22 protein-coding genes are annotated in these 24946 nt (G+C 44.4%); 6 read left to right on the top strand and 16 right to left on the bottom strand.

What is annotated here, in order from left to right:
- Nucleotides 1–18 precede the first annotated feature (18 nt).
- From dnaE to rpsB, 16 genes are all read right to left on the bottom strand, one after another.
- Entirely contained in the window at nt 19–3504 is a 3486-nt protein-coding gene (dnaE, locus tag ACN0VI_RS05315) for a DNA polymerase III subunit alpha (RefSeq protein ID WP_417446017.1), read from the bottom strand.
- Between the two features lie 145 nt (nt 3505–3649).
- Nucleotides 3650–4225, bottom strand: a complete 576-nt coding sequence (gene rnhB, locus ACN0VI_RS05310; RefSeq protein ID WP_331891325.1) for a ribonuclease HII — start codon at nt 4223–4225, stop codon at nt 3650–3652.
- A 28-nt stretch (nt 4226–4253) separates the two neighbouring features.
- Nucleotides 4254–5450 (bottom strand): lipid-A-disaccharide synthase, encoded by a 1197-nt coding sequence (gene lpxB, locus ACN0VI_RS05305; protein ID WP_417446016.1) that lies wholly within the window; start codon nt 5448–5450, stop codon nt 4254–4256.
- Between the two features lie 100 nt (nt 5451–5550).
- Nucleotides 5551–6309: an acyl-ACP--UDP-N-acetylglucosamine O-acyltransferase gene (lpxA, locus tag ACN0VI_RS05300; protein ID WP_417446015.1), complete on the bottom strand. Its 759-nt coding sequence runs from the start codon at nt 6307–6309 to the stop codon at nt 5551–5553.
- Nucleotides 6306–6776: a 3-hydroxyacyl-ACP dehydratase FabZ gene (gene fabZ, locus ACN0VI_RS05295; protein WP_417446578.1), complete on the bottom strand. Its 471-nt coding sequence runs from the start codon at nt 6774–6776 to the stop codon at nt 6306–6308. Before fabZ ends, lpxA begins: the two co-directional genes overlap by 4 nt.
- Nucleotides 6766–7815, bottom strand: coding sequence for a UDP-3-O-(3-hydroxymyristoyl)glucosamine N-acyltransferase (gene lpxD / locus ACN0VI_RS05290; RefSeq protein ID WP_417446014.1), 1050 nt, complete (start codon nt 7813–7815; stop codon nt 6766–6768). The genes fabZ and lpxD overlap by 11 nt, the downstream gene beginning before the upstream one ends.
- Before the next feature lie 85 nt (nt 7816–7900).
- Complete coding sequence (locus tag ACN0VI_RS05285) at nt 7901–8401, bottom strand: OmpH family outer membrane protein (RefSeq protein WP_417446013.1); 501 nt, start codon at nt 8399–8401, stop codon at nt 7901–7903.
- Between the two features lie 34 nt (nt 8402–8435).
- Nucleotides 8436–10907 (bottom strand): outer membrane protein assembly factor BamA, encoded by a 2472-nt coding sequence (gene bamA / locus ACN0VI_RS05280; protein WP_417446012.1) that lies wholly within the window; start codon nt 10905–10907, stop codon nt 8436–8438.
- 10 nt (nt 10908–10917) lie between these two features.
- Nucleotides 10918–12255 (bottom strand): RIP metalloprotease RseP, encoded by a 1338-nt coding sequence (rseP, locus tag ACN0VI_RS05275; protein ID WP_417446011.1) that lies wholly within the window; start codon nt 12253–12255, stop codon nt 10918–10920.
- A 58-nt stretch (nt 12256–12313) separates the two neighbouring features.
- Entirely contained in the window at nt 12314–13513 is a 1200-nt protein-coding gene (ispC, locus tag ACN0VI_RS05270) for a 1-deoxy-D-xylulose-5-phosphate reductoisomerase (RefSeq protein WP_331891334.1), read from the bottom strand.
- A 2-nt stretch (nt 13514–13515) separates the two neighbouring features.
- Complete coding sequence (locus tag ACN0VI_RS05265) at nt 13516–14406, bottom strand: phosphatidate cytidylyltransferase (protein WP_417446010.1); 891 nt, start codon at nt 14404–14406, stop codon at nt 13516–13518.
- 3 nt (nt 14407–14409) lie between these two features.
- The gene (locus tag ACN0VI_RS05260) at nt 14410–15132 is read right to left on the bottom strand and encodes an isoprenyl transferase (protein WP_417446009.1); all 723 of its coding nucleotides are present in this window, start codon (nt 15130–15132) and stop codon (nt 14410–14412) included.
- A gap of 87 nt (nt 15133–15219) precedes the next feature.
- Complete coding sequence (gene frr, locus ACN0VI_RS05255) at nt 15220–15777, bottom strand: ribosome recycling factor (RefSeq protein WP_331891568.1); 558 nt, start codon at nt 15775–15777, stop codon at nt 15220–15222.
- Between the two features lie 102 nt (nt 15778–15879).
- On the bottom strand, nt 15880–16596 hold the full coding sequence (gene pyrH / locus ACN0VI_RS05250; protein WP_331891567.1) for a UMP kinase: 717 nt from the start codon (nt 16594–16596) through the stop codon (nt 15880–15882).
- Nucleotides 16597–16655: 59 nt separating this feature from the next.
- The gene (gene tsf, locus ACN0VI_RS05245) at nt 16656–17525 is read right to left on the bottom strand and encodes a translation elongation factor Ts (RefSeq protein WP_417446008.1); all 870 of its coding nucleotides are present in this window, start codon (nt 17523–17525) and stop codon (nt 16656–16658) included.
- Between the two features lie 107 nt (nt 17526–17632).
- The gene (gene rpsB / locus ACN0VI_RS05240; RefSeq protein WP_331891566.1) at nt 17633–18370 is read right to left on the bottom strand and encodes a 30S ribosomal protein S2; all 738 of its coding nucleotides are present in this window, start codon (nt 18368–18370) and stop codon (nt 17633–17635) included.
- 466 nt (nt 18371–18836) lie between these two features.
- Here rpsB and ACN0VI_RS05235 point away from each other — a divergent pair, with 466 nt between their 5' ends.
- From ACN0VI_RS05235 to dapD, 6 genes are all read left to right on the top strand, one after another.
- Nucleotides 18837–19259, top strand: coding sequence for a DUF3617 domain-containing protein (locus tag ACN0VI_RS05235; protein ID WP_417446007.1), 423 nt, complete (start codon nt 18837–18839; stop codon nt 19257–19259).
- Nucleotides 19260–19288: 29 nt separating this feature from the next.
- The gene (locus ACN0VI_RS05230) at nt 19289–19489 is read left to right on the top strand and encodes a hypothetical protein (RefSeq protein WP_331891564.1); all 201 of its coding nucleotides are present in this window, start codon (nt 19289–19291) and stop codon (nt 19487–19489) included.
- A gap of 234 nt (nt 19490–19723) precedes the next feature.
- Entirely contained in the window at nt 19724–20338 is a 615-nt protein-coding gene (locus tag ACN0VI_RS05225) for a hypothetical protein (RefSeq protein ID WP_331891563.1), read from the top strand.
- Between the two features lie 228 nt (nt 20339–20566).
- On the top strand, nt 20567–21403 hold the full coding sequence (gene map / locus ACN0VI_RS05220) for a type I methionyl aminopeptidase (protein ID WP_331891561.1): 837 nt from the start codon (nt 20567–20569) through the stop codon (nt 21401–21403).
- Nucleotides 21404–21406: 3 nt separating this feature from the next.
- Nucleotides 21407–24055 carry a [protein-PII] uridylyltransferase gene (gene glnD / locus ACN0VI_RS05215; RefSeq protein ID WP_417446006.1) on the top strand — a complete coding sequence of 883 codons (2649 nt, stop codon included), beginning with the start codon at nt 21407–21409 and terminating at the stop codon, nt 24053–24055.
- Nucleotides 24056–24093: 38 nt separating this feature from the next.
- Entirely contained in the window at nt 24094–24918 is an 825-nt protein-coding gene (gene dapD / locus ACN0VI_RS05210) for a 2,3,4,5-tetrahydropyridine-2,6-dicarboxylate N-succinyltransferase (RefSeq protein ID WP_331891558.1), read from the top strand.
- Nucleotides 24919–24946 lie beyond the last annotated feature (28 nt).

Genomic DNA, 24946 nt, shown 5'->3' with positions numbered 1-24946 from the left:
GTAATCAGATATTTAGACCTAATACTCTACTTTTGCATCAACACATCCAGGAATGTGTTTCAGGCTAAATACTAGGGCATCGACCGGTTGTACGCACCAGTCTTCGCTCATGACGAAATCACCAGCGATTTGTTTTTGTTGGTATTGGAAGTTGATAATCACTGGGCAGGCGCCGTCACGATTTTGACTGATCTTTTCTTCAAGCTCAACCATAGTATCTGGACCAATGATAGAGTCGGAGATGGTGATGATGATCTTTTTGCAATATTGTTCACGCGCCTGTTCGAATGACATAACGCTATTGGCGCTGACACTGGTGCCGCCGGAATAATCATCATGGCGCGCTTCACCATCAACCACGATGACGTTATCTCGACTCAGTAGATGGCGGTAAGTTTCGAAGGTTTCTGCATACACAGTGACATCGCATCGTCCCGACTTATCATCCAGTGTCAGAATGGCCATTTTATCACCGCGCTTGGTATTCATGACGCGCATGCCAACGATTAGACCCACCACTCTTGCCGAGTTACCTCGACCGGTTGGTTGCAGATCGCGCAAACGAGTAATGCTCATTTGTTTGATTTCGGGAATGTAACGATCGATTGGGTGACCCGTCAGATACAAACCGAGAGTTTCTTTTTCACCTTGCAGGACCTGTTCATCAGTCCACGGTTTAACGCGAATGTATTGATGCTGTTCGGTGGCGGTGGTCGCGACCACACTTCCGAATAAATCATCCTGCCCCGCGGCCTGGCTTTTATTGAACTGTTCGGCGGCTTTTACTGCTTCGTCCAACGAGGCCATCAGTGTTGCGCGATTCGGTCCTATGAGATCCATGGCACCTGCACGAATCAAGGCTTCTAAAGTACGACGATTGGCTTTCTTTAAATCGACACGACTACAGAAGTCGAACAAATCTTTATAAGAACCATTGGCTTCACGTTCATTGACGATGCTCTCAATAGCCCCTTCACCCACACCTTTAATAGCGCCGATGCCATAGACAATGCGCCCTTCTTCATCGACAGAGAAGCGGTACTGCCCTTTGTTAACATCAGGCGGTGTAATGGTTAAGTTATTATTTGCGGCGTCTTCAACGTAAGTAACGACCTTATCGGTGTTATCCATATCCGAAGACATAACTGCGGCCATAAATGCCGCCGGATGATGGGTTTTGAGCCATGCCGTTTGATAGGCCACCAGTGCATAGGCGGCTGAGTGTGATTTGTTGAAACCGTAACCGGCGAATTTCTCTACCAAGTCAAAAATCTTCATGGCGAGATCGCCATCGACACCATTCTTGATCGCACCGTCTTTAAAAATGCTACGCTGCTTCTCCATCTCTTCGGGCTTTTTCTTACCCATGGCACGACGCAAAATATCCGCACCGCCCAGCGTGTAGCCAGCCAACACCTGCGCGATCTGCATCACCTGCTCCTGATAGAGAATGATGCCGTAGGTTGGCTCAAGAATTTCTTTTAAGGATTCGTGTTGATAGTTCGCATCGGGATAGGAAACAATCTCGCGACCGTGCTTACGATTAATAAAGTTATCAACCATGCCCGACTGCAATGGGCCCGGACGGAACAGCGCTACCAATGCGATAATGTCTTCAAAGCGATTTGGCTTGAGGCGTTTAATCAAATCCTTCATACCGCGAGATTCGAGCTGGAACACGGCAGTGGTATCGGCCCGCTGCAACAAATCAAAAACCTGCTGATCTTCGGTGTCGATGGTCGTGATATCGATCGGTTCTTCGCCTTTCTTGGCAATGATGCCGTTTGCGGTTTCAATTGCCCAGTCGATAATGGTTAAGGTTCTCAGACCCAAGAAGTCAAACTTGACCAGGCCAGCACTTTCTACATCGTCTTTATCAAATTGAGTAACGATGTTGTGGCCAGTTTCATCGCAGTACAACGGCGCAAACTCTTCCAGATCATTCGGCGCGATAACCACACCACCGGCGTGCTTACCGGCGTTTCGAGTGACACCTTCTAGCTTACGCGCCAAGTCCCACAACTCACGAACGTCTTCGTCTTCTTCGTATAAGCGAGGAAGTTCGGGCTCCTGCTCAAAGGCTTTTTCCAGCGTCATGCCCACTTCAAAGGGAATCAACTTAGCCAGCTTATCCACAAAACCATACGGATGACTGAATACACGGCCCACATCACGAATTACCGCTTTAGCGGCCATGGTACCGAAAGTAATAATCTGCGACACACTGTTGCGGCCATAGCGTTCGGCTACATAATCAATCACTCGATCGCGCCCTTCCATACAGAAGTCGACGTCAAAGTCAGGCATTGAAACCCGTTCAGGATTTAGGAATCGCTCGAAAAGGAGGTCATATTCCAGCGGATCAAGATCGGTAATTTTCATCGCGTATGCGACCAAAGAGCCGGCACCCGAACCACGACCTGGGCCGACCGGCACACCGTTATTCTTGGACCATTGAATAAAGTCGGCAACGATTAAGAAGTAGCCGGGGAAACCCATGTCGTTGATTACGTCCAGCTCAATCTGTAAGCGTTCATCATAAGCTTTGCGAATATCGGCGAAATCCTCTGCGTTACGATCAAACAGTTGATCGAGTCGGTCCTCTAAACCTTCTTTAGAGACTTTCTCAAAGTATTGAGCAATAGTCATGCCTTCCGGGATTGGAAATTCCGGTAAGAAGTACTCGCCAAGTCGCATCTCCAGATTACAGCGTTTAGCAATTTCTACACTGTTTTCCAGCGCTTCAGGAATATCCTCGAACAACTCAACCATTTCTGCTTCGCTACGCAAATACTGCTGTTCGCTGTATTCGCGCGGACGACGCGGGTCAGCTAATACTCGCCCCTGATTAATACAGACCCGAGCTTCATGCGCATCGAAGTCTTCTTTATGGATAAAACGCACATCATTGGTTGCTACAACCGGCGTACTGGCACCCTGCGCCAGGCCAATGACCTGATGAATGTATTCATTTTCCTGCGGGCGACCGGTGCGCTGCAATTCAAGGTAATAGCGATCTTTGAAATGATGATTCCAGAAACCAAGATTTGAGGCTGCCTGATCCATGTTGCCGGCAAGCAAAGCTTTGCCCACATCGCCCTGTCTCCCGCCGGATAAAATGATCAAGCCTTCCGCATACTCTGGTAGCCATTCTTTTTTAACTAAAGGCAGACCACGATGCTGGTTCTTAAGATAAGCGCGAGAAATGACGTACTTGAGATTGAGGTAACCGGTATTGTTCATGCACAAAGCTGTGACACGAAAATGTTCGTCCTCATCATTAGGATTCTGAATTAATAAGTCAGCGCCTGCTATCGGTTTAATGCCCGCTGAGACTGACTGAGAGTAGAACTTAACCAGGCCACACATGTTCATCTGGTCGGTCATTGCGATTGCCGGAATCTTGTGTTCCTTGCAGGTCGCAATCAGTGGCTTGATCCGCACAACACTATCCACCATAGAGTATTCGGTATGCATTTTGAGGTGAATAAAGCGTGGTGTCATAGTGTTCTGTCTGTTAGCTCTTGTAGTTTAAACTTGTTAGGTATCGTTATGATCTGACTTATTATAAAAGCCAGCCAAATTGTTTCCAGTCTTTTAATAGGTTTGAGTTTTTTAATTTTAATATCAGTAAGTTAGCTGTGAAATGCTAAAGGTTTAGCATTTGTTGTACAGGAGCATAAGAACGGCGATGAATGGGGGTTATTCCCAGCTGTAGAATCGCTTCTCTATGCTGCTTGGTTGGATAACCTTTATGCTTGGCAAAACCATAGCCCGGATAAGCCTGCTCCATTTCAACCATTTCATTGTCACGAGCCACTTTGGCCAAAATCGATGCCGCACTAATCGCCGGCTCTTTGCTGTCACCCTTGATGATAGCTTCCATACGGCAATCCAACTGTGGGCAATGGTTACCATCGATCAATGCCAACTCAGGTAAATGGCTTAATGTTTCAACCGCACGCTTCATAGCCAGTAGGCTCGCTTGCAAGATGTTAATTCGATCAATTTCTTCGACTTCTGCTCGCGCTATCGACCAGGCCAGGGCTTTCTCTTTAATCTCAAGAGACAAAGCCTCACGTCGCTTTTCTGTCAGTTTTTTGGAGTCAGCCAGTCCCGCAATAGGGTTTGCGGGATCAAGTATCACCGCAGCCGCCACAACCGGCCCTGCCAATGGGCCGCGCCCTACTTCATCCACACCTGCAATTAATATCGTTTGCTCCATAGTCTGCTCTTTTTATTTTAAGAATTCATTAGCGTCCGTTAGCCAGCCACCATTGCGTAATCGAATTAGCGGCATACACATCAGCATTTTTACGTAGCTTATCGTGCCATTCCTCAAATACCGCTTTGATTTCCTGCCAACGCTGACCATCATCCTCTAGCCAGGCGCGAACTTCAGCAAAAATATTATCAGGCGTGCACTCTTCTTGGATCAGCTCCGGGATTAAGGGTTTCTTAGCCAGTAAATTGGGAATAGCAAAGGTATCAATGATCAGCAAACGCTTAAATATCTGATAACTGAAACCGCCGACTTTGTAGGCAACCACGGTTGGACGCTTTACCAGCATTGCTTCTAAAGTTGCAGTGCCGGACGCCATCACCAATAAATCGCTAGCGGCCATGCAATCTCTTGATTGACCGTCAACTAATTGAATGTCAGGTGCGTCGGTTGTTTCTTGGAGTAAGGCTTCAAACTGCTGGCGACGAGCCTGATTGGCCATAGGTGCTATAAACTTGGTGTCTGGATAATAGCCCTGAATCAACTTGGCCGTTTCTATAAAGTCCTGACCGAGAAATTTCATTTCTGAACCGCGACTGCCCGGCATGATGCAGATTACACGCTTAGCATTAGCATCTGATATCCCCAGACGTTGTCTGGCTTCAGTCTTGTCCATCTCCATGGGGATCTGATCGGCCAAGGGATGGCCTACACAGAAATTATCAATCGCATGGCGCTGATAGATGTCTTGCTCAAAAGGAAACAAACAGAGCATTAAATCTGTAGCTTTGCGGATCTTTAAGATACGCTTTGGGCGCCAGGCCCAGACTGAGGGGCTGACATAATGAATAGTTTTGATGTTTTGAGCTTTTAATTTCTTTTCCAGACCAATATTAAACTCCGGCGCATCAATGCCGATAAACATATCGGGTGGCGACTCAATCCAGCGTTTGGTCAAGTCGCGACGCATTTTTAGCAGTTCAGGGAGACGTTTAAGAATCGGCACAATCCCCATAACTGCCAAGGACTCCAAAGGGTAAAGGCTTTTGCAGCCTTCGGCCTGCATCAAATCACCAGCAATGCCCTCAAATGTAGCATTAGGAAAGTGCTTTTTAAGTTCTTTAATTAAACCGGCACCTAAAATATCGCCGGAAGACTCTCCGGCGATAATGGCAATCTTGGTCACTGATTCTGCTACGGTATTATCTGCAAAAGGCGATGTTTGCATTGCTACTCCCCTTATTCTTTTTTACTCAAGCTACGCTTAGGCATCTACTTAAGCAGACCAGGTATTTGCGATAACTTTTTTTGACAAGTCGCAAGCTAACTTAGCGCAAAATACCTCGGTTCGCATTCTGCAAAAATTCTACCATTTGTTGTACATGGGGATCGGAACTTTCCGACATTTCAGCAATGGCTTCATCGGTTTTCAATGATTTACGATAAATGGTGCGGTAAGCTCGCTTTAACTCGCTAATGCTCTCTGCTGAGAAGCCGCGACGCTTCAAGCCTTCTGAGTTGAGGCCGTAGGGTGCATTTTCGGCTACTAGCACAAACGGTGGGATATCTTTGCTAATGGCGCAGTCCATACCAATAAAGGCATGGTCACCAATTTTGCAGAACTGATGGATCTTAGCAAAACCCGACAAAATAACGTGGTCACCCACATGGACATGCCCTGCTAACGTTGCATTATTAGACATAATGATATTGTCACCGAGCACACAATCATGCGCGATGTGGGTATAAGCCATGAACCAGCCATTATTACCTATCCGAGTTTCTGAACCGTCTTGCACAGTACCACGATGCACCGTACAGCACTCCCGGAACACGTTACCATCACCAATGATGGTTCGAGTGGGTTCGCCCGCATACTTTTTATCCTGATTTTCTTCGCCAATCGAAGAAAACTGGAAAAAGCGGTTATTCTTGCCAATGGTGGTATAGCTTCCAATAACCACATGAGGACCAACTACAGTCCCTGAGTCAATGGAAACGTCTTCACCAACAATTGAATATGGGCCAATTTCTACTCCATCAGCAATATTTGCTGATGGGTCAATAATGGCTGTTGGATGGATCACACAATATCCTTCTTAGCACACATGAGTTCAGCGGAGCAGACTACTTTGCCGTCAACCGTGGCAACTGCAGAAAACTTCCACATATCGCGTTTACGCTTCAAGACAGTAACTTCCATTACCACTTGATCGCCTGGCTCAACTGGTTTCTTGAAACGTGCATCATCAATACCAACAAAATAGAACAGAGAGTCATCACTTGGCAATGATTCTGTCGTCTTAAATGCTAGAATGCCACTGGCCTGCGCCATAGCTTCAAGCATAAGAACTCCAGGAAATACGGGGCGGTGTGGGAAGTGTCCCGGAAAGAATGGCTCATTTACTGTCACATTCTTAATAGCTTTCAAATACTCCCCAGCTTTAAAGTCGACCACTCGGTCAACCAATAAAAAAGGATAGCGGTGAGGTAAGTGCTTCATCACCTCATAGATATCCATGGAATTCATTTCTGTTTCGTTGTTATCGCTCATCATTATCGTCTCTTGAGTCTTTTAGCTGCCCTAGTTCTTTTTCCAGCTGTTTTAGTTTACGCCACATTTCATCCAATTGTCTGAAACGTACTGCACTTTTATGCCATTCCTTATTGGTCTGGAATGTCGTACCTGAAGAATAGGCTCCAGGCTCTGTAATTGATTTATTCACAAAGGTGGTTGCTGTGATATGTGCTTTATCGCATACCTTAAGGTGGCCAATTATACTCACTCTGCCGGCGATTGTGCAGTGCTTTCCGACAGTTGTGCTACCTGCGATCGCTGTGCACCCCGCAATGGCCGTGTAATCACCAATAACCACATTGTGTGCGATATGAATGTGGTTATCGAGTTTAACGCCTGTTCCAATGATGGTGTTCTCAAGTGCGCCTCGGTCTATCGCAGTATGAGCACCGATTTCCACCGAATCACCAATAACCACACTGCCCACCTGTGGAATTTTGACCCATTCGCCCTGATCGTTGGCATAACCAAAGCCATCAGAGCCGATCACCACATTGGCGTGAATAATGCAGTCTCTACCAATTTGTACGGCATGATAAATAACCGTATTGGGATAAATAATCGTATTTTCACCAATACTGGCATTTTCACCAATAACAACGCCCGCACCGATGATAACGTTATCATCAATAACCGCACCATCCTTGATGACCGCATGAGCATCAATAGTTACATTGGAGCCTAATTGAGCTGTGTCAGCGATGATCGCGCTTGAAGCTATGCCTTGAAGGGGGCGTGGTGTGGTATCAAATATCTGAGCTGCCTTGGCATATCCTAAATAGGGGTCTTTCATCACCAACAGGTTGCCACTTAGCTGCTCAGCAATTGCAGGGTTTACTATCAAAGCAGAAGCTTTGCTGCTTTCAACATGGCTCAAATATTTTTTATCGCTAATAAAACTGAGTTCACCTTTTTGCGCTTTATTTAACGGAGAAACCGCAGTTATCACTAACTGCGGTTCTCCTTTAAGCTCAGCGCCAATGTGCTCAGCAATGTCTTGAAGTGTTTTTTGCAAACCTTTGACTACCTGAATATGCCGTTTAAAGAATAATACTACTCACTTATCAACAGGTTGCAATATTTTTAAAACGTATATTCGCTTATTTTGATAACTCAGCTAGAACCTGCTCAGTGACATCTGGAATAGAAGCATCGATATAAGGTGCAGCCTGACGGTCAAGCAACAGATTATAACCACCTTTCTTAGCTACAGATTCAACAGCATTACGAATTTGAGTACCAAGCTTTTGTTGCTCTTCACGGCTACGCTTCTCAACGTCTTCTTTAAATGCCGCTTCCTTCAACTTGTAATCCGACATTTTTTGCTGAATGCTACGCTTTTTCTCAGTCGCTTGAGATTCAGTCATAGTTGCTACATTGTTTACGTAGTCAGTACGCGCGGTTTCAATCTCTTGACCTAAACGCTTTAACTCTTCTTCACGTCCGGTAAATTCTTTTTTCAACTTTTGATTGATCGCATCTTTCTGCGGAACTTTAGCCATTACTTCGCTAAAGTTAATAATCCCAATTTTAGTTTCAGCGTTGGCCATTAATGGCATGCTTGCTGCGACAAATAAAAATATTGCTAATAGTTTTTTCAAAATTAATCTCCAATAATTTATATATAATTACTAATTAAAATGTTTTACCAATTGAAAAAGTGAACGTTTCTGTATCGTCATAAGGTTCACTTTTCAACGGTCTTGATAAACTGAACTGCAAAGGCCCCATGGCTGAGTACCATTGCAGCGAAATACCATACGATGCTCGATAATTCTTATAATCGCTGTAATCAGGCACAGAATTCAAAATACTGGTCGGCTCAATATCTAAATCCTCGAATCGCTTTGCGTCAAATTTTGTATCCCAAACATTGCCTACATCAATAAATAAACTAGTTCTCACATTAGTCGTATCTTCAATGAATGGCGTTGGGAAAATCAGCTCAAATGAGTTCAGGAATCGCGCATTACCACCGACTGAGTAGCGACCAATATACAAGCTGTCATATTCACTAGGCAAAATAACCGTTGTAGTACCGCCCCCTGGTATTGGGCTTGGGACGTTTTGAGTACTCCGAATTCTTTGAAGATCTCTTGGCCCAATTGTATTAGTTTCAAATCCTCTTAAGGATGAACTACCGCCGCCATAAAAGTTCTGAAAGTATGGCAAGTCTTCAGTGTCGCCATAACCATCACCATAAGCTAAGCCACCACGTACAGAAAATATCCAACCATTCTCGGAAATAGGGAAATAATAGTCATAATCATAAGTGGCTTTATAAAACTCCAGATCACCTATTGCCGTCCCAACCTCTAAACCATAACGGTGTCGATTACCTCTTGATGGAAAAATTGAGCGATTTAAGGAGTTGATGCTATAGCCAAGATTGACTGAAAAAATATCAAAATCCACTTCAGAGTCAACAGTTGCGTCATAGCCCAATAAATCAAAGAAATCGATAACTCGCTGTGAGTTAGTGACAGGAGAAGTCAGCTCATTTTGAGAAGCATTAAAGCCAACACTGAAGGTTGAATACTCACCAGTTGGTATGTAGACAGTAGAGCCAAAGCCTAAAGTATCCAAGCTTTGAGCAATAAGGTTTAATTTCCCGTAATCTGTTTCACTATAGACGATGTTAGATGAAAGACCAACACCATCTTGAGTAAAGTAATTATCGGTATAATTCAAACGAACAGTCTTAACAGCTTTATTGGTATCTAAAGCTAAACCAACGGAATTACCAGAACCCATAAAATTACTATGCGACAGCTCACCATTAATCGTCATTCCGTAAAAATCGTTATATCCAAGACCACCACTAATTTGGGCTGCGCTACGCTCTTTTACTTTAAAAATAACATCAGCACGATCTGTTGTGCCTTCTTTCTTGACTGTATCAACTTGAACATTCTCAATATAGGGTAGACGTTGTAAACGAATTTTTGAACGCTCAACTAATGACGATGAAAGACTACCGCCTTCTTGAACTCGAACCTCACGTCTTAAAACATTTTCATTTGTGGAGGTATTACCCTCAAAACTGATACGATCAACATAGTGTCTCTCCCCAGGCTCAACCAGTACAACCAACTTCGCCTCAGGTGTGTCTTTAGATACTTCCGGAATGGTCCTAACTTCGGCGAAAGTATATCCGTAAATTCCCAGAAGTTGCTTGATTTGCTCTTCGGCAAACGCCATTGCAGCCGCAGAATAAGTATCACCCGCCTTCAATGGAATAAAATTTCTAATGGTTTCTACATCTAATGTGAAATCACCAATGATATCGATTCCAGAAACGGTATAAATTTCACCTTCGTCCACAACGATGGTGATATAAATATCTTCTTCATTATTAGAAAGAGAAATTTCAGTTGAATTGATTTTAAATTCAAGGTAACCACGATCTTTATAATAGGAGGTTAGGGTTTCAAGATCTTTCTCTAAAGTGTCACTATTATACTTATTGTCATCCGTGATAAACGTAAACAGGCCACCAGTGGTTAATTCAAATTGAGAGAGTAGTTTCTCATCTGAAAATAAGTCATTGCCAACTATATTGAATTCTTTGATTTTTGCCGAACCACCTTCATTAATAGTGATATGCAATTGGACACGATTACGTGACAACTCTGCTAGCTTCTTCTCTACATTGATATGATAATGGCCGTTGGAATAATACTGGTTGGCAATTTCCTGTTCGATTTTCTCAAGGACAAAACTATCGAGTACTTCTCCCTTAGAAATACCAGCACCATTCATGCCATCAAGTAACTGTTCTGTTTTAAGGACCTTGTTACCTTTTAAAATAATGTCGGTAATTACTGGTCGTTCCACTACAATTATTTTTAAGGTGTTACCTTCTTTTTCCAGTTTTACGAATTCAAAATTACCTGTTTGATGAATAGCTCGAATAATACTCGGAGCACGAGCATCATCTAGCCTCTCACCTACACGAATTGGTAACTCAGTAAAAAATGTTCCCAGTTCAACTCGTTGCAAACCTTCCACTTGAATGTCTTCTACAACAAAGGGCTCGATTGCGCCAGCTTTGGAAAAAAGTGCAGATAAGACTAAAGCCGTAACTGTTTTTGTTATCAAACGCATTGATTGTTCTCTATTGGTTTATTCGGTTTATGTCGAAAAATAGCGCAATCGCCATGATTGTCAGCACTAGTATGATGCCAACTCTCATACCAAGTTCCATAATTTTTTCAGAGACAGGCTTGCCACGAACAAGTTCGACAAGATAGTACATTAAATGACCACCGTCTAACATTGGGATTGGCAGAAGGTTCACGAAGCCTAAATTGACGCTTATCATAGCGAGATAAAGCAAGAATGCAACCATTCCGGCCTGTGCAGTCTGGCCTGCTCCTTGGGCAATTCCAACCGGACCACCTAAGTTTTTAATTGATAATTTCCCTGTAATCAATTTCCCCAGGAAGCTACCAATCCGCTCAACCATCACCCAGGTTTGCTCTGTCCCTTTACCGATGGACTCAAAGAACCCATAATTTATGACGTTATAACCTTGAAAGGAGGGCGCAATTCCTAGATAACCTATGGCTGGATCACGCTCATTGGGCTCTGGAGTTACCACGAGTGGCTGCTGATATCCGTCGCGAGAAACGATTAACTCAAGCGGTTTGCTAGGACTGTTTTCTATAAAGGCAACAAATTCGCTCCACAGGCTTATCGACTCACCATTGACCGAAACAACCGTATCACCGACTTTAAGGCCACCGTTCTCTGCTGGGGAGTCTTCCGCGACCAGCCCTAAGGACGGTTCACCATCAACCCGGCCAAAATCCAGGCCAAGGCTATCAAAAATAGTACCTTCATCAGGCTCTTGCCACTGACTTACGTCTAAAACTACCGTAGTTGGCTCCTTATTGAGCGGCTGAACTTCAACCTTAATGGTCTTGTCATCATCAATATGATCCACAAAGGCAAAGATCGCATCTTCCAGACTTTTTACTTGAACCCCGTCTACCGAAAGGATTTCGCTGTTTTCTGGGAAATTAGCTTGAGCGGCAACCGTATTCGGCAAAACATTAGTCACAAACGGCTTTCCGACGGCAATACCCATCATATAAACAGCTGCATAAACCACTATTGCCAACAAAAAGTTGGCCATCGGGCCTGCCAGTACGATTAAAATTCGCTTCCAGACCGGTTGCCGATTAAAAGCATAAGGTAAATCTTCTTCGGCAACATCGCCTTCACGCTCATCAACAAATCTGACATAACCACCTAAAGGAATGGGAGCTATAACAAATTCCGTGCCGTGCTTATTGGTACGACCCCAAATAGGTTTACCAAAGCCCACTGAGAAACGAAGCGCTTTAACACCAAGTTTTTTAGCGACCCAATAGTGTCCCCACTCATGAAAGGTCACTAACACCCCAAGCAGGATTAACAAGCCAAAAATACTGTATAAAAATTCAGTCATCAGATAATAGTTCTCAATCTATAATTATCTATCTCGGTTGCGTTAAGCTTTAGTATGTTTAATCTGGCCTTAACGCATCAACAATATGGTATGCACGCTCTCTCGCCACTTTATCGGCAAGAAGTACAGACTCTAAATCCACCACATCAGCATACTCAGTTTCGGTTAATGTCTGCTGAATCACCGCAGCGATTTGGTCAAAATTAATTTTTTCATCCAAAAAGGCAGCCACTGCCACCTCATTAGCCGCATTAAGGCGCGCCGGAGTGTTGCCCCCCTCTTGCATCGCTTCTTTGGCCAACTTTAAGCACGGGTAACGCTCATAACTGGGCTGCTCAAAGGTTAATTCACTAATTTGCATGAAATCCAACGGCTCAACACCTGCGCTAATTCTTTCAGGGAAAGCCAGCGCATGAGCAATCGGCGTACGCATATCGGGATTTCCCATCTGCGCGATCACGGAGCCATCCTGATAGCGCACCATAGAATGAATGATACTTTGTGGGTGTAGTACCACCTCTATCTGCTCCGGCTGCACATCAAACAACCAGCAAGCTTCAATCAGCTCCAGACCTTTATTCATCATGGTTGCTGAGTCCACAGAAATCTTCCGTCCCATAGACCAGTTGGGATGCGCGCAAGCCTCATCAGGGCTAATCACCGGAAACTCTGCCAGTGGCTTTTTCAAGAATGGACCGCCGGATCCCGTCAACACGATATTATGGATACCGCAGGATTGGATGCCCTGTGAAACGAAATGTTCCGGCAAACACTGAAATATCGCATTGTGCTCGCTATCAATGGGTAATAAAGTTGCCCCACTATCGTTAACGGCCTGCATAAAAATAGCGCCAGACATCACCAACGCTTCTTTATTGGCTAGTAGCACTTTCTTTGATGCTTTGACCGCAGCCAGGGTTGGTAGCAAACCAGCAGCCCCCACAATCGCAGCCATGACCGTATCCACATCCTTATGGCTCGCGACCCAGTCCAGTTGGTCAATACCTACCAATAGCGTAGTGGATATATTCTCAGCATCCAGCTTGGCCTGTAATGATTCGGCATGTTCGTCGTTGGTTAACACCGCATATACGGGTTCGAACTCGACGCACTGCTTAAAGAGTAAGTTGATATTCTGATTCGCGGTTAGCGCGAATACATGGTAGCGCTCTGGATGACGTCGAATCACATCCAGCGTATTGGTACCAATCGAACCGGTCGCACCGAGAATGCATATTGACTGACGTTGAATGGACATAGTTATAGACTAAGGCTCAGGCCGTGCTTAAAGATCAGCAAAGCAACAATAAAGAAAGGAGCAACTGACAGTGTACTATCCAGACGATCCAGCAGACCACCATGACCAGGTAAAATTTGGCTACTGTCCTTAATCCCCGCCTGGCGCTTGAGCATACTTTCAAACAAATCGCCAATAACGGAAACGACCACCAACACCATTGCTAACAAAACAAACCAGGTCAGCGAGAATGGCAAACCAATAAAGAAAGCTGCAATGGTTGATAACACCGTAGCGGTAACCAAACCACCAAGCGCACCTTCCCAGGTTTTATTAGGGCTGACTACCGGCGCCAGTTTACGCTTACCCATTGATTTACCAAATACATAAGCACCAACATCTGCGCCCCAGATGACCACAAACATCAATAGCAGTAACCAGCCACCATAATAATGATTTTGCACAATATCAGTGCTACGAATAAGGACCACAGCCAACCAGGTGCTGACCAGGAAAACCAAACCAAATAGGGCTCGTATCCATGGACCACGCAACCAGACACGGCCAACCTTTGGATATAACAGAATCAACACAAAGGCGACCACCCAGGCCATAATCGAAACGACTAGTAGTTTATACGGGTGCGATTCTGTCCAATTAACCGGAATCAGCGGGTAATCAAAAAACTCACCTTCATTAAGCCAGTAATAAACACCGCACAGGCTAGCCACCGCTAACACAATGAACAGTGTTTTGAATACGATATTGGTTTGTAATAAGCGGCTCCATTCCCAAGCAATAATGGCAAAGATTGGAATCAAAATAAGCGAAAAGACTTTTAGGCCAGGATAAAACAACAGCGCCATTGCCAATGGCAATAGTACTAGCGCAGTAATAATTCTTTGTTTCAACATAATTTACCCTGTTACCTGTTCACCGGTTTTGCCAAAGCGCCTCTGTCTTTGAGCATAGTCGGCCAAGGCCAACTGTAATTGTTCACTATCAAAATCTGGCCATAGCACATCGCTAAAATACAACTCAGAATACGCAGCCTGCCATAACAGAAAGTTGCTGATCCGCTTTTCACCGCCAGTACGAATCAATAAATCCGGCTCCGGCGAGGTTCCTGTCGCTAAATGTTGCGCCAGATTCGCTTCAGTCAGTTCTTGGCCACTATTTAGCAATTGCTGGCTGGCCTGCAAGATATCCCAACGGCCACCATAGTTTGCCGCAATGTTTAGAATCAGCCCGTCATTATCAGCGGTCAATGCCTCGGCCTTATCAATGGCCTTTTGTAAGCCTTTATCAAAACCCGTTTTGTCACCAATAACCTTCAACTTAACGTTATTTTTATTGAGCTTTTTCGATTCGTTTTTCAGACTGGTAGCAAATAAATCCATCAAAAAGCTGACTTCATCGGCTGGACGATTCCAATTTTCGCTACTGAAGGCAAATAAAGTGAGGTAACTAATGCCCAGCTCGCCACAAGTCTCAGCCATCTCACGCGCACGCTCCATCCCTGCTTTATGGCCAAACACGCGTTTTTTCCCGCGCGCCTGTGCCCAGCGCCCATTGCCATCCATGATGATAGCGATATGCTGTGGAAGCTTATCTGTTGTAGCTGGTTGCTTATTCGACACCCTGTTCTACCCTAAATTTCAAAGACTTAAATACAAGAACGCCGCGAAGCATAAGCCCACGGCGTTCGTGAAATAGCACTGAGGAAATCAGATTTCCATCAATTCTGTTTCTTTCTCCGCCAAAATCTCATCGATGCGCGCTATTTTGGTATCAGTTAACTTCTGGATCAGATCCTCAGCACGACGCAAATCATCTTCGGAGATTTCTTTTTCTTTCTCTAGTTCTTTCAATGAGTTATTAGCATCGCGACGAATATTGCGCACTGCAACTTTTGCATTCTCAGCTTCCATTTTAACCACTTTAATAAATTCTTTGCGACGCTCTTCGCTTAATGGTGGCAATGCAATCCGAATCACCTGACCAGCAACGTTTGGCGTTAACCCTAAATCAGATTTAAGAATTGCTTTCTCGGTGGCTTCAATCGCACCTTTATCGAAAATTTGTAGCACCAAAGTACGGCCTTCTTGCACGCCAATACTGGCTACCTGACTGATAGGTGTGTCTACACCGTAATAAGGCACCATAATATGCTCAAGCAAACTAGGGTGAGCACGACCGGTACGAACCTTTGCCAAGTCACCTTTATAGGACTCAATGGTTTTATCCATACGCTGGTCAGCGTCTTTTTGAATGTCGTTAATCACAGAATACTCTCCTATTTTGCTTGTTTTTTATTAGCTAGGGCTATTATGCCCAATTTCGGGCTGGGATCAACGGCCGGCTTATCTCCGGACGCCTAGGTTATCTTAAGGATGAATCAATGTGCCTTCGGCATGACCCAAAACCGCTTTTTCAAGATTCCCCGGTTTAGTCATATCAAAAACACGAATATTTTTGTTGTGGTCACGAGCCAGGCAGAACGCTGTTAAGTCCATAACCGCAAGCTCTTTATCAAGCGCTTCTTTATAGCTTAATTGCTCATAACGCACTGCATTCTTATCTTTAGCTGGATCCGCCGAATAAACACCGTCAACTTTAGTCGCTTTCAAAATCAGATCCGCATCGATCTCAATACCGCGCAAACAAGCGGCTGTGTCCGTTGTAAAGAAAGGATTGCCAGTACCGGCACAGAAGATAACGACACGACCTTTTTCAAGGGAGTTGATGGCACCACGACGAGAAAAGCCTTGGCAAACGCCATCGATAGGCATTGCCGACAAGACTTTCGCTGGCTGTCCAACACGCTCGAAAGCATCTTGTAGAGCCAGCGAATTCATTACTGTCGCCAGCATGCCCATGTGATCACCTGTCACACGGTTCATGCCAGCTTCGGATAGCTTCTGGCCACGGTAAATATTACCGCCACCAAGAACCACACCAATTTCAATCCCCTGCTCACTCAACCCTTTAATTTCTTTTGCCATACGCTCCAGAATCGAAGGGTCGATTCCAAACGCCTCCTGCCCCATCAGTGCTTCACCACTTAATTTCAACAAGATTCGCTTGTAAGCCGGGTTTGTCATGCGCGGTTCCTCTTTAACTATCGCGACTATCGAGAAATGTTACCTAAGCTAATTCTAGCTTATTTTTTACCCATTTGAGCAGCAACTTCAGAAGCAAAATCTTCTGATTTCTTCTCGATACCCTCACCCACTTCAAAACGAGTGAATGAAACAACTTCAGCGCCTTTAGATTTCACTAAATCGCCAACTGTTGTTGATGGATCTTTAACGAAGCTTTGACCTTCAAGAGTAATTTCAGCAACAAATTTCTTGATACGGCCAACCATCATCTTCTCAACGATCTCTTCAGGCTTGCCTTCCATATCAGGTTGAGCTTTGATGATTTCTTTCTCTTTTTCGATAACTTCTGGAGCAACGTCGTCAGCTTTGTTGAACTGTGGGTTACTTGCTGCAACGTGCATAGCTACGTCTTTAGCCAAGTCTTCGTCACCACCTTTCATTGAAACTAAAACGCCGATACGACCGCCGTGGATATAAGCACCCAAGTTGTCGCCTTCGATTTTAGTAACACGACGAACCGTCATGTTCTCACCGATTTTAGCAACCAGGTTAGCACGAGTAACTTCAACCGTTTCGCCTGAAGCCATTTCAGTGTTGTTCAAAGTCTCAACATCGCTGATACCTTTTTCCAACGCTAAGTCAGCAACCGCGTTGGCAAAACCCAAGAAGCTCTCATCGCGAGCAACGAAGTCAGTTTCAGAGTTGATTTCAACTAGAACACCAACGCTGCCGTTAGATTTTGCCAAGATAACACCTTCAGCAGCGATACGGCCTGCTTTTTTAGCCGCTTTCGCCTGACCTGATTTACGCATGTTATCAATCGCTAACTCGATATCGCCGTCAGCTTCAACTAGAGCCTTTTTACACTCCATCATGCCAGCGGCAGTGCGCTCACGTAATTCTTTAACTAATGCTGCAGTAATAGCCATGATTTCTCTCCGCATGTCTTTCGTTGCCAGGATTCCGCAACGAATATCAGTAAATAGTTCAAAAAAGGGGGCATTGCCCCCTTAGAATAGCTTATGTAGCCTGCTGATTAAGCTTCGTCAGCAGCTTCTACAAACTCGTCGCTTTGATCGGCAGTAGTAGCGCTGCTCTGCTTACCGTCAAGAACCGCATCAGCAACGGCTGCGCAGTATAGACGAATCGCACGGATCGCATCATCGTTACCAGGAATGATGTAATCCACGCCTTTAGGATTAGAGTTGGTATCAACAACTGCAACAACTGGGATACCCATTTTGTTAGCTTCTGCGATAGCAATATTTTCGTGGTCAGCGTCAATCACGAACAATACGTCAGGCAAACCGCCCATGTTCTTGATACCACCGATAGAAGCTTCCAATTTTTCCATCTCACGACGGCGCATCAAAGCTTCTTTCTTAGTCAAACGCTCAAAAGTGCCATCTTCAGACTGTTTTTCTAAGTCTTTCAAACGGTTAATTGAACCACGAATGGTTTTGTAGTTAGTCAACATACCGCCTAACCAGCGCTTATCAACGAAGAACTGACCTGAACGAGTCGCTTCTTCTTTAACAATTTCGCTAGCGGCACGCTTAGTACCAACAAACAGAATTTTACCTTTGTTCGAAGCAACTTTACCTAAGTAATTCAACGCGTCGTTGAACATAGGAACAGTTTCTTCAAGGTTGATGATATGGATCTTGTTACGCGCACCAAAGATATATGGACGCATTTGAGGATTCCAGAAACGGGTTTTGTGACCGAAATGCACACCCGCCTGTAGCATGTCACGCATACTGACTTTAGACATAATATATTCTCTTTAAGTTAGGGTTAAGCCTCCGCAAATCCCATTTCCCGACCTCAGAGCTTAAAACAGCAAAAGGCACCCCGGCAAATGTGTCGACCTGCGTGTGGATTTAGGTTTAGTGACTAGAAATCCATCAAAAACAGACGGACTTGCCAGCCACGGCGCGCTTTATACCATTTTTAAGGGTTTGAAGCAATTAATAATGTCTCTTTTGACTTAATATTCTTAATTAGCCTTGATAAAGAATCAGAAGAACTTATTGGCCTTAATTAGCTTGAAACGTCATTGCTATATGTGAGTCCTGGCCAATAAACCTGACAGAGGGTATTTTGAGAAGCTGATGGTGATTACGCTTGAGCTAGTTTGTATTGGTATACTCTAAGTTGAACTTTGAAGTTCATTCCTGACATAACCTTTCAAATCGATTAAAGTAAGGTACTGCTATTAATCCAGAGGAATACATATCATGAAATACAAGGCACTTTTAATTGGCTGTTTGCTTCTTCCTGCCCTAGCTCTGGCAAAAGGTTTGGAATTAGAACCAGGATTGTGGGAAACCACTATGACACGAACTGACCCAATCAGTGGTCAGGAAACCACTGACACTCAAAAAGAATGCATCAAGGAAAGGTATTTTGACCCTGAGGAGATGACTAAGGATATGCAAGGCTGCCAGTTGATTGAAAATAAATTAAGCGGCAACAAAATCACCTTTGGTATGCGCTGCGAAGATGCAGGCATGACCTCTTCCATAGACGGTGAATATGAGGTTGATGGAGACAAAGGTAACGGTAAAATGGAGCTGGCACTAAGTGGAATGGGACAGCAGATGACAATGAATATGCATTGGAAATCAACACGCTTGGGTGACTGCCCTGAAACTAAGTAATTGATATAAGAGCTGAAGAAGAGGACATTATGAATCACAAACAACCAGAACAGAATAATAAGCCTCAAGAGCCGCAAACCTTTGTCGGCGTTTTTATGGCAGTTGGCGTCGGTGTCGGTGCGGCTTTAGGTGTCGCTTTTGATAATATCGCGTTGGGAATACCGATTGGTATTGCGGCAGGTTTTGCAATTGGCCTGGCGGTTGATACGAAAAACAAAAGCTCGAGGTAATCTTTGTCGTTTAATCGTTCGAACTCTCTATGCGATTCCATGAAAGTCACTGGATTACGCGTTTCAAGCGCGTAGTGACAGAGTCTTTGGAAACCTTCCATATTAACGATACCCGCCTGACTTCTATCACCCGGCTTGTTTAAAAATCATACTAGCCATTCCCTTGATTATGTTTTATAACTAGTTTTAGCCTTTGGGGAGGCTACACTAAAATTAGAATTCGAAGGAGTCGTTATGAAGCTTTTAGCTATTGTTCTTTCTATTTTATTTATCTCAACAATGCATGCCGCAGAGCAATCAGAACCTTTCGATTACACCAAGATCAAGCCTGAGCATTTCGATAAACTTGAAGACGATCAACAGTTCACCGATGAGCAGGGGTTGACCTTTAAAATTGAAAACACGAAATATGCTAGAGGCATTTATATCCAACATGAAGTAAATGGTAAAAAGCGCTGGAAGAAACATGGTGCTTTTTATCGCCTGTATGAGGGACGTGTTACTGAAATGCAGGAGTATGTATTGGGTGAGAAGCATGGTTTACGAGAAACCTACCGTAAAGATGGGAAAGTCCAATTCCGCGAGCATTATCAGCGCGATAAAAAACATGGGCTATGGGAGCAATTTAACGATAAAGGTAACAAAGTAGCTCAGTGCGATTATGTTGATAACCAAAAGCATGGCAAGTGCTACGACTATCACTCCAATGGTAAAATCAACTTCGACAAGGATTATGTCAATGGTAAGCGCCACGGCCAGGTTTTACAGTACAGAAGTAATGGCAAACTAGTCGGTAGATCAACTTATAATGAAGGTAAAAAAGTCGGAAAAACTGAGTGGACTCACTAATTTTTAGTGGTTTATTCAATAACAATCACAACCTCTTTATTATAAACCCTCACCATTTCCAAACTGCTCACTCCATAAAACCGCCAATAATTACTGGCGGTTTTTGCTATCTAGTTTCCCTTGTTTCCGACAATTCGTTAGAATAGACCGCAAATTACGAGTTACCGTTTAAGCTTTCACTAACTTATTGAATATTAGGGTTTTGTGCGGGCATCATTTGGGCAGAAGATGACGATTAAGATTAAAACTCCTGAAGAAATTGAAAAAATGCGCGTTGCTGGGCGCCTGGCGGCGGAAGTATTGGAAATGATCGGCGAGCACGTCAAGAAAGGCGTGACTACCGAAGAGCTGAATGACATCTGTCATGAGCATATTGTTAAGGTGCAAGGTTGCTACCCTGCGCCTTTATATTATGGTGGCGCGCCCTACCCTGTGAGTTTGGGTGAAGATGGCCAGCCTACCGAGTCGGTACGCAATGGCGGTTTCCCAAAATCGGTCTGTACCTCGGTTAATGATGTGGTTTGTCACGGCATTCCAAATAAGAAACCTCTGCGTAATGGCGATATCGTCAATATTGATGTGACTGTCATTAAAGACGGTTATCACGGTGATACCAGTAAAATGTTTGTGGTTGGGGAACCAACCCCTCAAGCCAAAAAGCTCATTGAGACTACTCAGGAAGCGCTCTATCTTGCCATAGACATGGTCAAGCCTGGCGCTCGCTTGGGTGATATTGGTGCCGCCATTCAGAAATTTGCTGAAGGCAAAGGCTATTCCATCGTGCGCGAATATTGCGGGCACGGTATTGGTGATACCTTCCACGAAGAACCACAAGTCACTCATTACGGCAGACCCGGTACTGGCCTTGAACTCAGAGAGGGTATGACTTTCACTATTGAGCCGATGGTTAATGCGGGTAAGCGTTTTGTCAAACACCATAAGAAAGATGGCTGGACAGTAATGACAAAAGATAAGTCATTGTCTGCGCAGTGGGAGCATACTCTACTAGTGACTGCGGATGGTGTTGAAGTTTTAACACGCCGTAGCGAAGAAACTTTTAAATAAACTGTGGCCAGTCCTGATAAATACAATTATCTGCCGAAAGCTGCAGAGCTTCTTAAAAGTGCCGACTCGAGAGATCCTGGCGCACGACTTAAAAGCTACAAGAAATACTTGCAGGCTGGGTTAGATGCTCTGGTAAAACAGTTTCAGAAAGGTACTCGCATCAATCAGCTGTTAAAAGCTCGCAGCGCCCTGCTCGATCATATTCTTATTTCCAGCTGGCAACAGTTTCAGGTCAATGGCCATTCAGCCCTGGTTGCGGTCGGGGGTTACGGTCGAGAAGAATTACAACCCTATTCCGATCTCGATATTCTGGTTTTATTAAATGAAGACTCTAGCTCTGAGCACACTCAGGAGCTAGAAGCCTGGTTAGCGTTTCTATGGGATATCGGACTTGAAGTCGGTCATAGTGTCCGCACTGTCAGCCAATGCGAGGAGTTATCACGAACCGAAATTTCGGTTGCTACCAATCTGATTGAGTCACGTTTCCTGTGTGGTGAGAATGTTTTATTCAAAGACCTGCTCAGAGTCATCAAATCAGATACCTTCTGGCCCTCAGAACAATTCTTTCAGGCAAAGGTCAGTGAGCAGCGTGTACGCCACGCCAAATTTAAAGACACCTCGTTTAATCTTGAGCCTAATATTAAGTCCAACCCGGGTGGGCTGCGAGATTTGCAGGTAATGCAATGGATTACCTTAAAACATTTTAAAACCAGCAGTTTGCATGACTTGATCGTTCATGGCATTTTCACTCGCCGGGAATATAAAAGTCTGATCAATCATCAACAATATCTCAATCGTGTGCGCTTCGCCTTGCATGTGCTGTGTGACAAACGTGAAGATCGGCTTTTGTTTGAGCATCAGAAAAAAGTCGCTGAATGGCTCGGTTATGAAGATGACTCGCACAAGCTTGCGGTTGAACATATGATGCAGCGCTATTATCGGGCTGTGATGTCGATTCGAAATCTGAATGAACTATTCATTCAGGTCTTTGAGCAAGAACATTTACAATCTGATGAGCGTCAAAAGGTCATTGACCTGGATGATGACTTTTATATTTATAAAGGTCGCATTGGCGCTAATGATCCCGATCTGTTTTATAAAAAGCCTCACTGCCTGATTAAAATTTTTCGTCATATTTCATTGCATCCTGAAATTCAGGAAATCGAAGCTCGAACCCTTCGTATCATTCGCTCCAGCCAACAAATTGTTAATGAGCAATACCGAAAAGACCCCATCAATATCAGTTTCTTTAAAGAGTTTCTATCCACTAAGCAGCTGACCAGTCGCGGCTTTGCTCTGATGAAACGAACCAATATTCTGGGTTCACTAATTCCACTGTTCGCGAAAATCGAAGGACAGATGCAATTCGACTTGTTCCATGCCTACACGGTTGATGAACATACCTTATTTTTACTGCGCCATATCATTCGCTACAACAGAGCGGAGTTTCAGCAAGAGTTTCCTCTGTGCAGCAAAATCATGAAAACACTGGTTGATCCAACGCCGTTATATCTGGCGGCAATTTTCCACGATATCGGTAAAGGTCGTGGCGGCGATCATTCGGAACTTGGTGCGGTTGATGCACTAGACTATGCGCAAAGTATTGGCCTGGAGCCACACATTTGCGAACTGATTTCATGGCTGGTAAAAAATCATCTGATCATGTCGCTGGTAGCACAACGAAAAGATATCAGCGATCCGGATGTCATCGAAACCTTTGGTAAGCAAATCCCTTCGATTTTGCATCTGGAATTGTTGTATGTATTAACCGTGTCGGATATTCGAGCGACTAATCCGACACTGTGGAATTCCTGGAAAGAGTCATTACTGAAAGAACTCTTTTTAGCCACCAAGCAATACCTGACTCAATCCACGCCACGAGCCAATCAAAGTGAAATGGTGCAAGATACGCGTCAACAGGTCTTAGAACAATTTGGCAAGGTGGGCGATTCGATTGAACCGATCAGAGAGTTGCTGGATGAGTTGGGCGATGAGTATTTATTACGTTATCACCCGGAGCAAATTATCTGGCAAACCGAGCAGTTGATGTCGCAACCTGAGTTGCCTTATGTGGCCATCAAGAATCATCGCTCGCAGGCGGGTACAGAAGTGTTTATTGCGATTGAAGATCAGAGCGATCTGTTTGCTGCAATAACTGCACTATTGAGTCAGAATCATCTGAACATTCAAGCTGCAACACTTTATACCTCACCAAAAGGTTTGTGCCTTGATACCTTCATCGTATTAGATGAGCAAGGACATCCATTGTCGTATGAGCGTCGCATTCAAGAAATTCAAGACAACTTGATTGAAGGGTTATCGGATCTAGAGCACCGCAAGCTGGATGTCAGTCGCGCAGTTCCGAGTCGCTTGAAGCACTTCAACGTCAAAACACGCATAGCTTTTAGTTATGACGAAAACTCTAATCTCACTACTTTAGAAATTACCGCTTTGGATCGCCCTGCACTTTTGGCAAAATTGGGGCAGGCATTTATGGAGTGTGAGCTTAAAGTTCACTCGGCCAAGATTGTGACCCTCGGTGAACGTGTTGAAGATACATTTACTTTAAGTCGTCGTGACAATCAGCCATTGAAAGATAAGACTGACTTGAAACAAGTGAAACAGACTATTTTAGAAGCCATTGCTGGCTAACCGAATTCACCCTTATTTGATTGTAAAAGAGAATCACTATGTCATTACAAACCACTATTGAACAAGCTTTTGAAAACCGTGACCAATTATCACCCGCATCTGCACCGCAAGACGTTAAAGACGCGGTCAGTGAAGCGTTAAACCTGCTTGATTCAGGCAAAGCTCGTGTTGCTGAAAAGATTGATGGGGATTGGGTTGTCCATCAATGGTTAAAGAAAGCGGTACTCTTATCATTTCGTTTGAATGACAATAAAGTCATTGATACTGGCCTGGCTCAGTTCTACGACAAGGTGCCAATGAAGTACCAGAACATGACTGAAGAAGAATTCAAAGCTGGCGGCACACGTGTCGTGCCACACGCTATTGCCCGTCACGGTTCATTCATCGCTAAGAATGTTGTCTTGATGCCAAGTTATACCAACATCGGTGCCTATATTGATGAAGGTGCCATGATTGATACCTGGGCCACGGTAGGTTCGTGCGCACAGATCGGTAAGAATGTACACCTCTCAGGCGGTGCTGGTATTGGTGGCGTGTTAGAGCCATTGCAAGCAGGCCCTACTATCATTGAAGACAACTGCTTTATTGGCGCACGCTCTGAAGTGGTTGAAGGTGTGATTGTCGAAGAAGGCTCTGTACTTTCGATGGGCGTTTTCCTTGGCCAGAGCACCAAAATTTATAACCGGCTGACCGATGAAGTGTCTTATGGTCGCGTTCCTGCTGGCTCTGTGGTTGTGCCGGGTAGCTTGCCTTCTAATTGCGGCAAATACAATTTGAACTGTGCGGTCATCGTCAAACAAGTGGATGCGAAAACGCGTGCAAAAACGAGCATTAACGATTTACTGCGCATGGATAAGTTTTAATTTAAGAGTTTCAGTATGAGGTTTCAGT

Origin of the sequence: Kangiella sp., assembly GCF_048265365.1 — a bacterium.
Taxonomy (GTDB): Bacteria; Pseudomonadota; Gammaproteobacteria; order Enterobacterales; family Kangiellaceae; genus Kangiella.
This window is presented reverse-complemented; position numbering and strand designations above follow the sequence as displayed.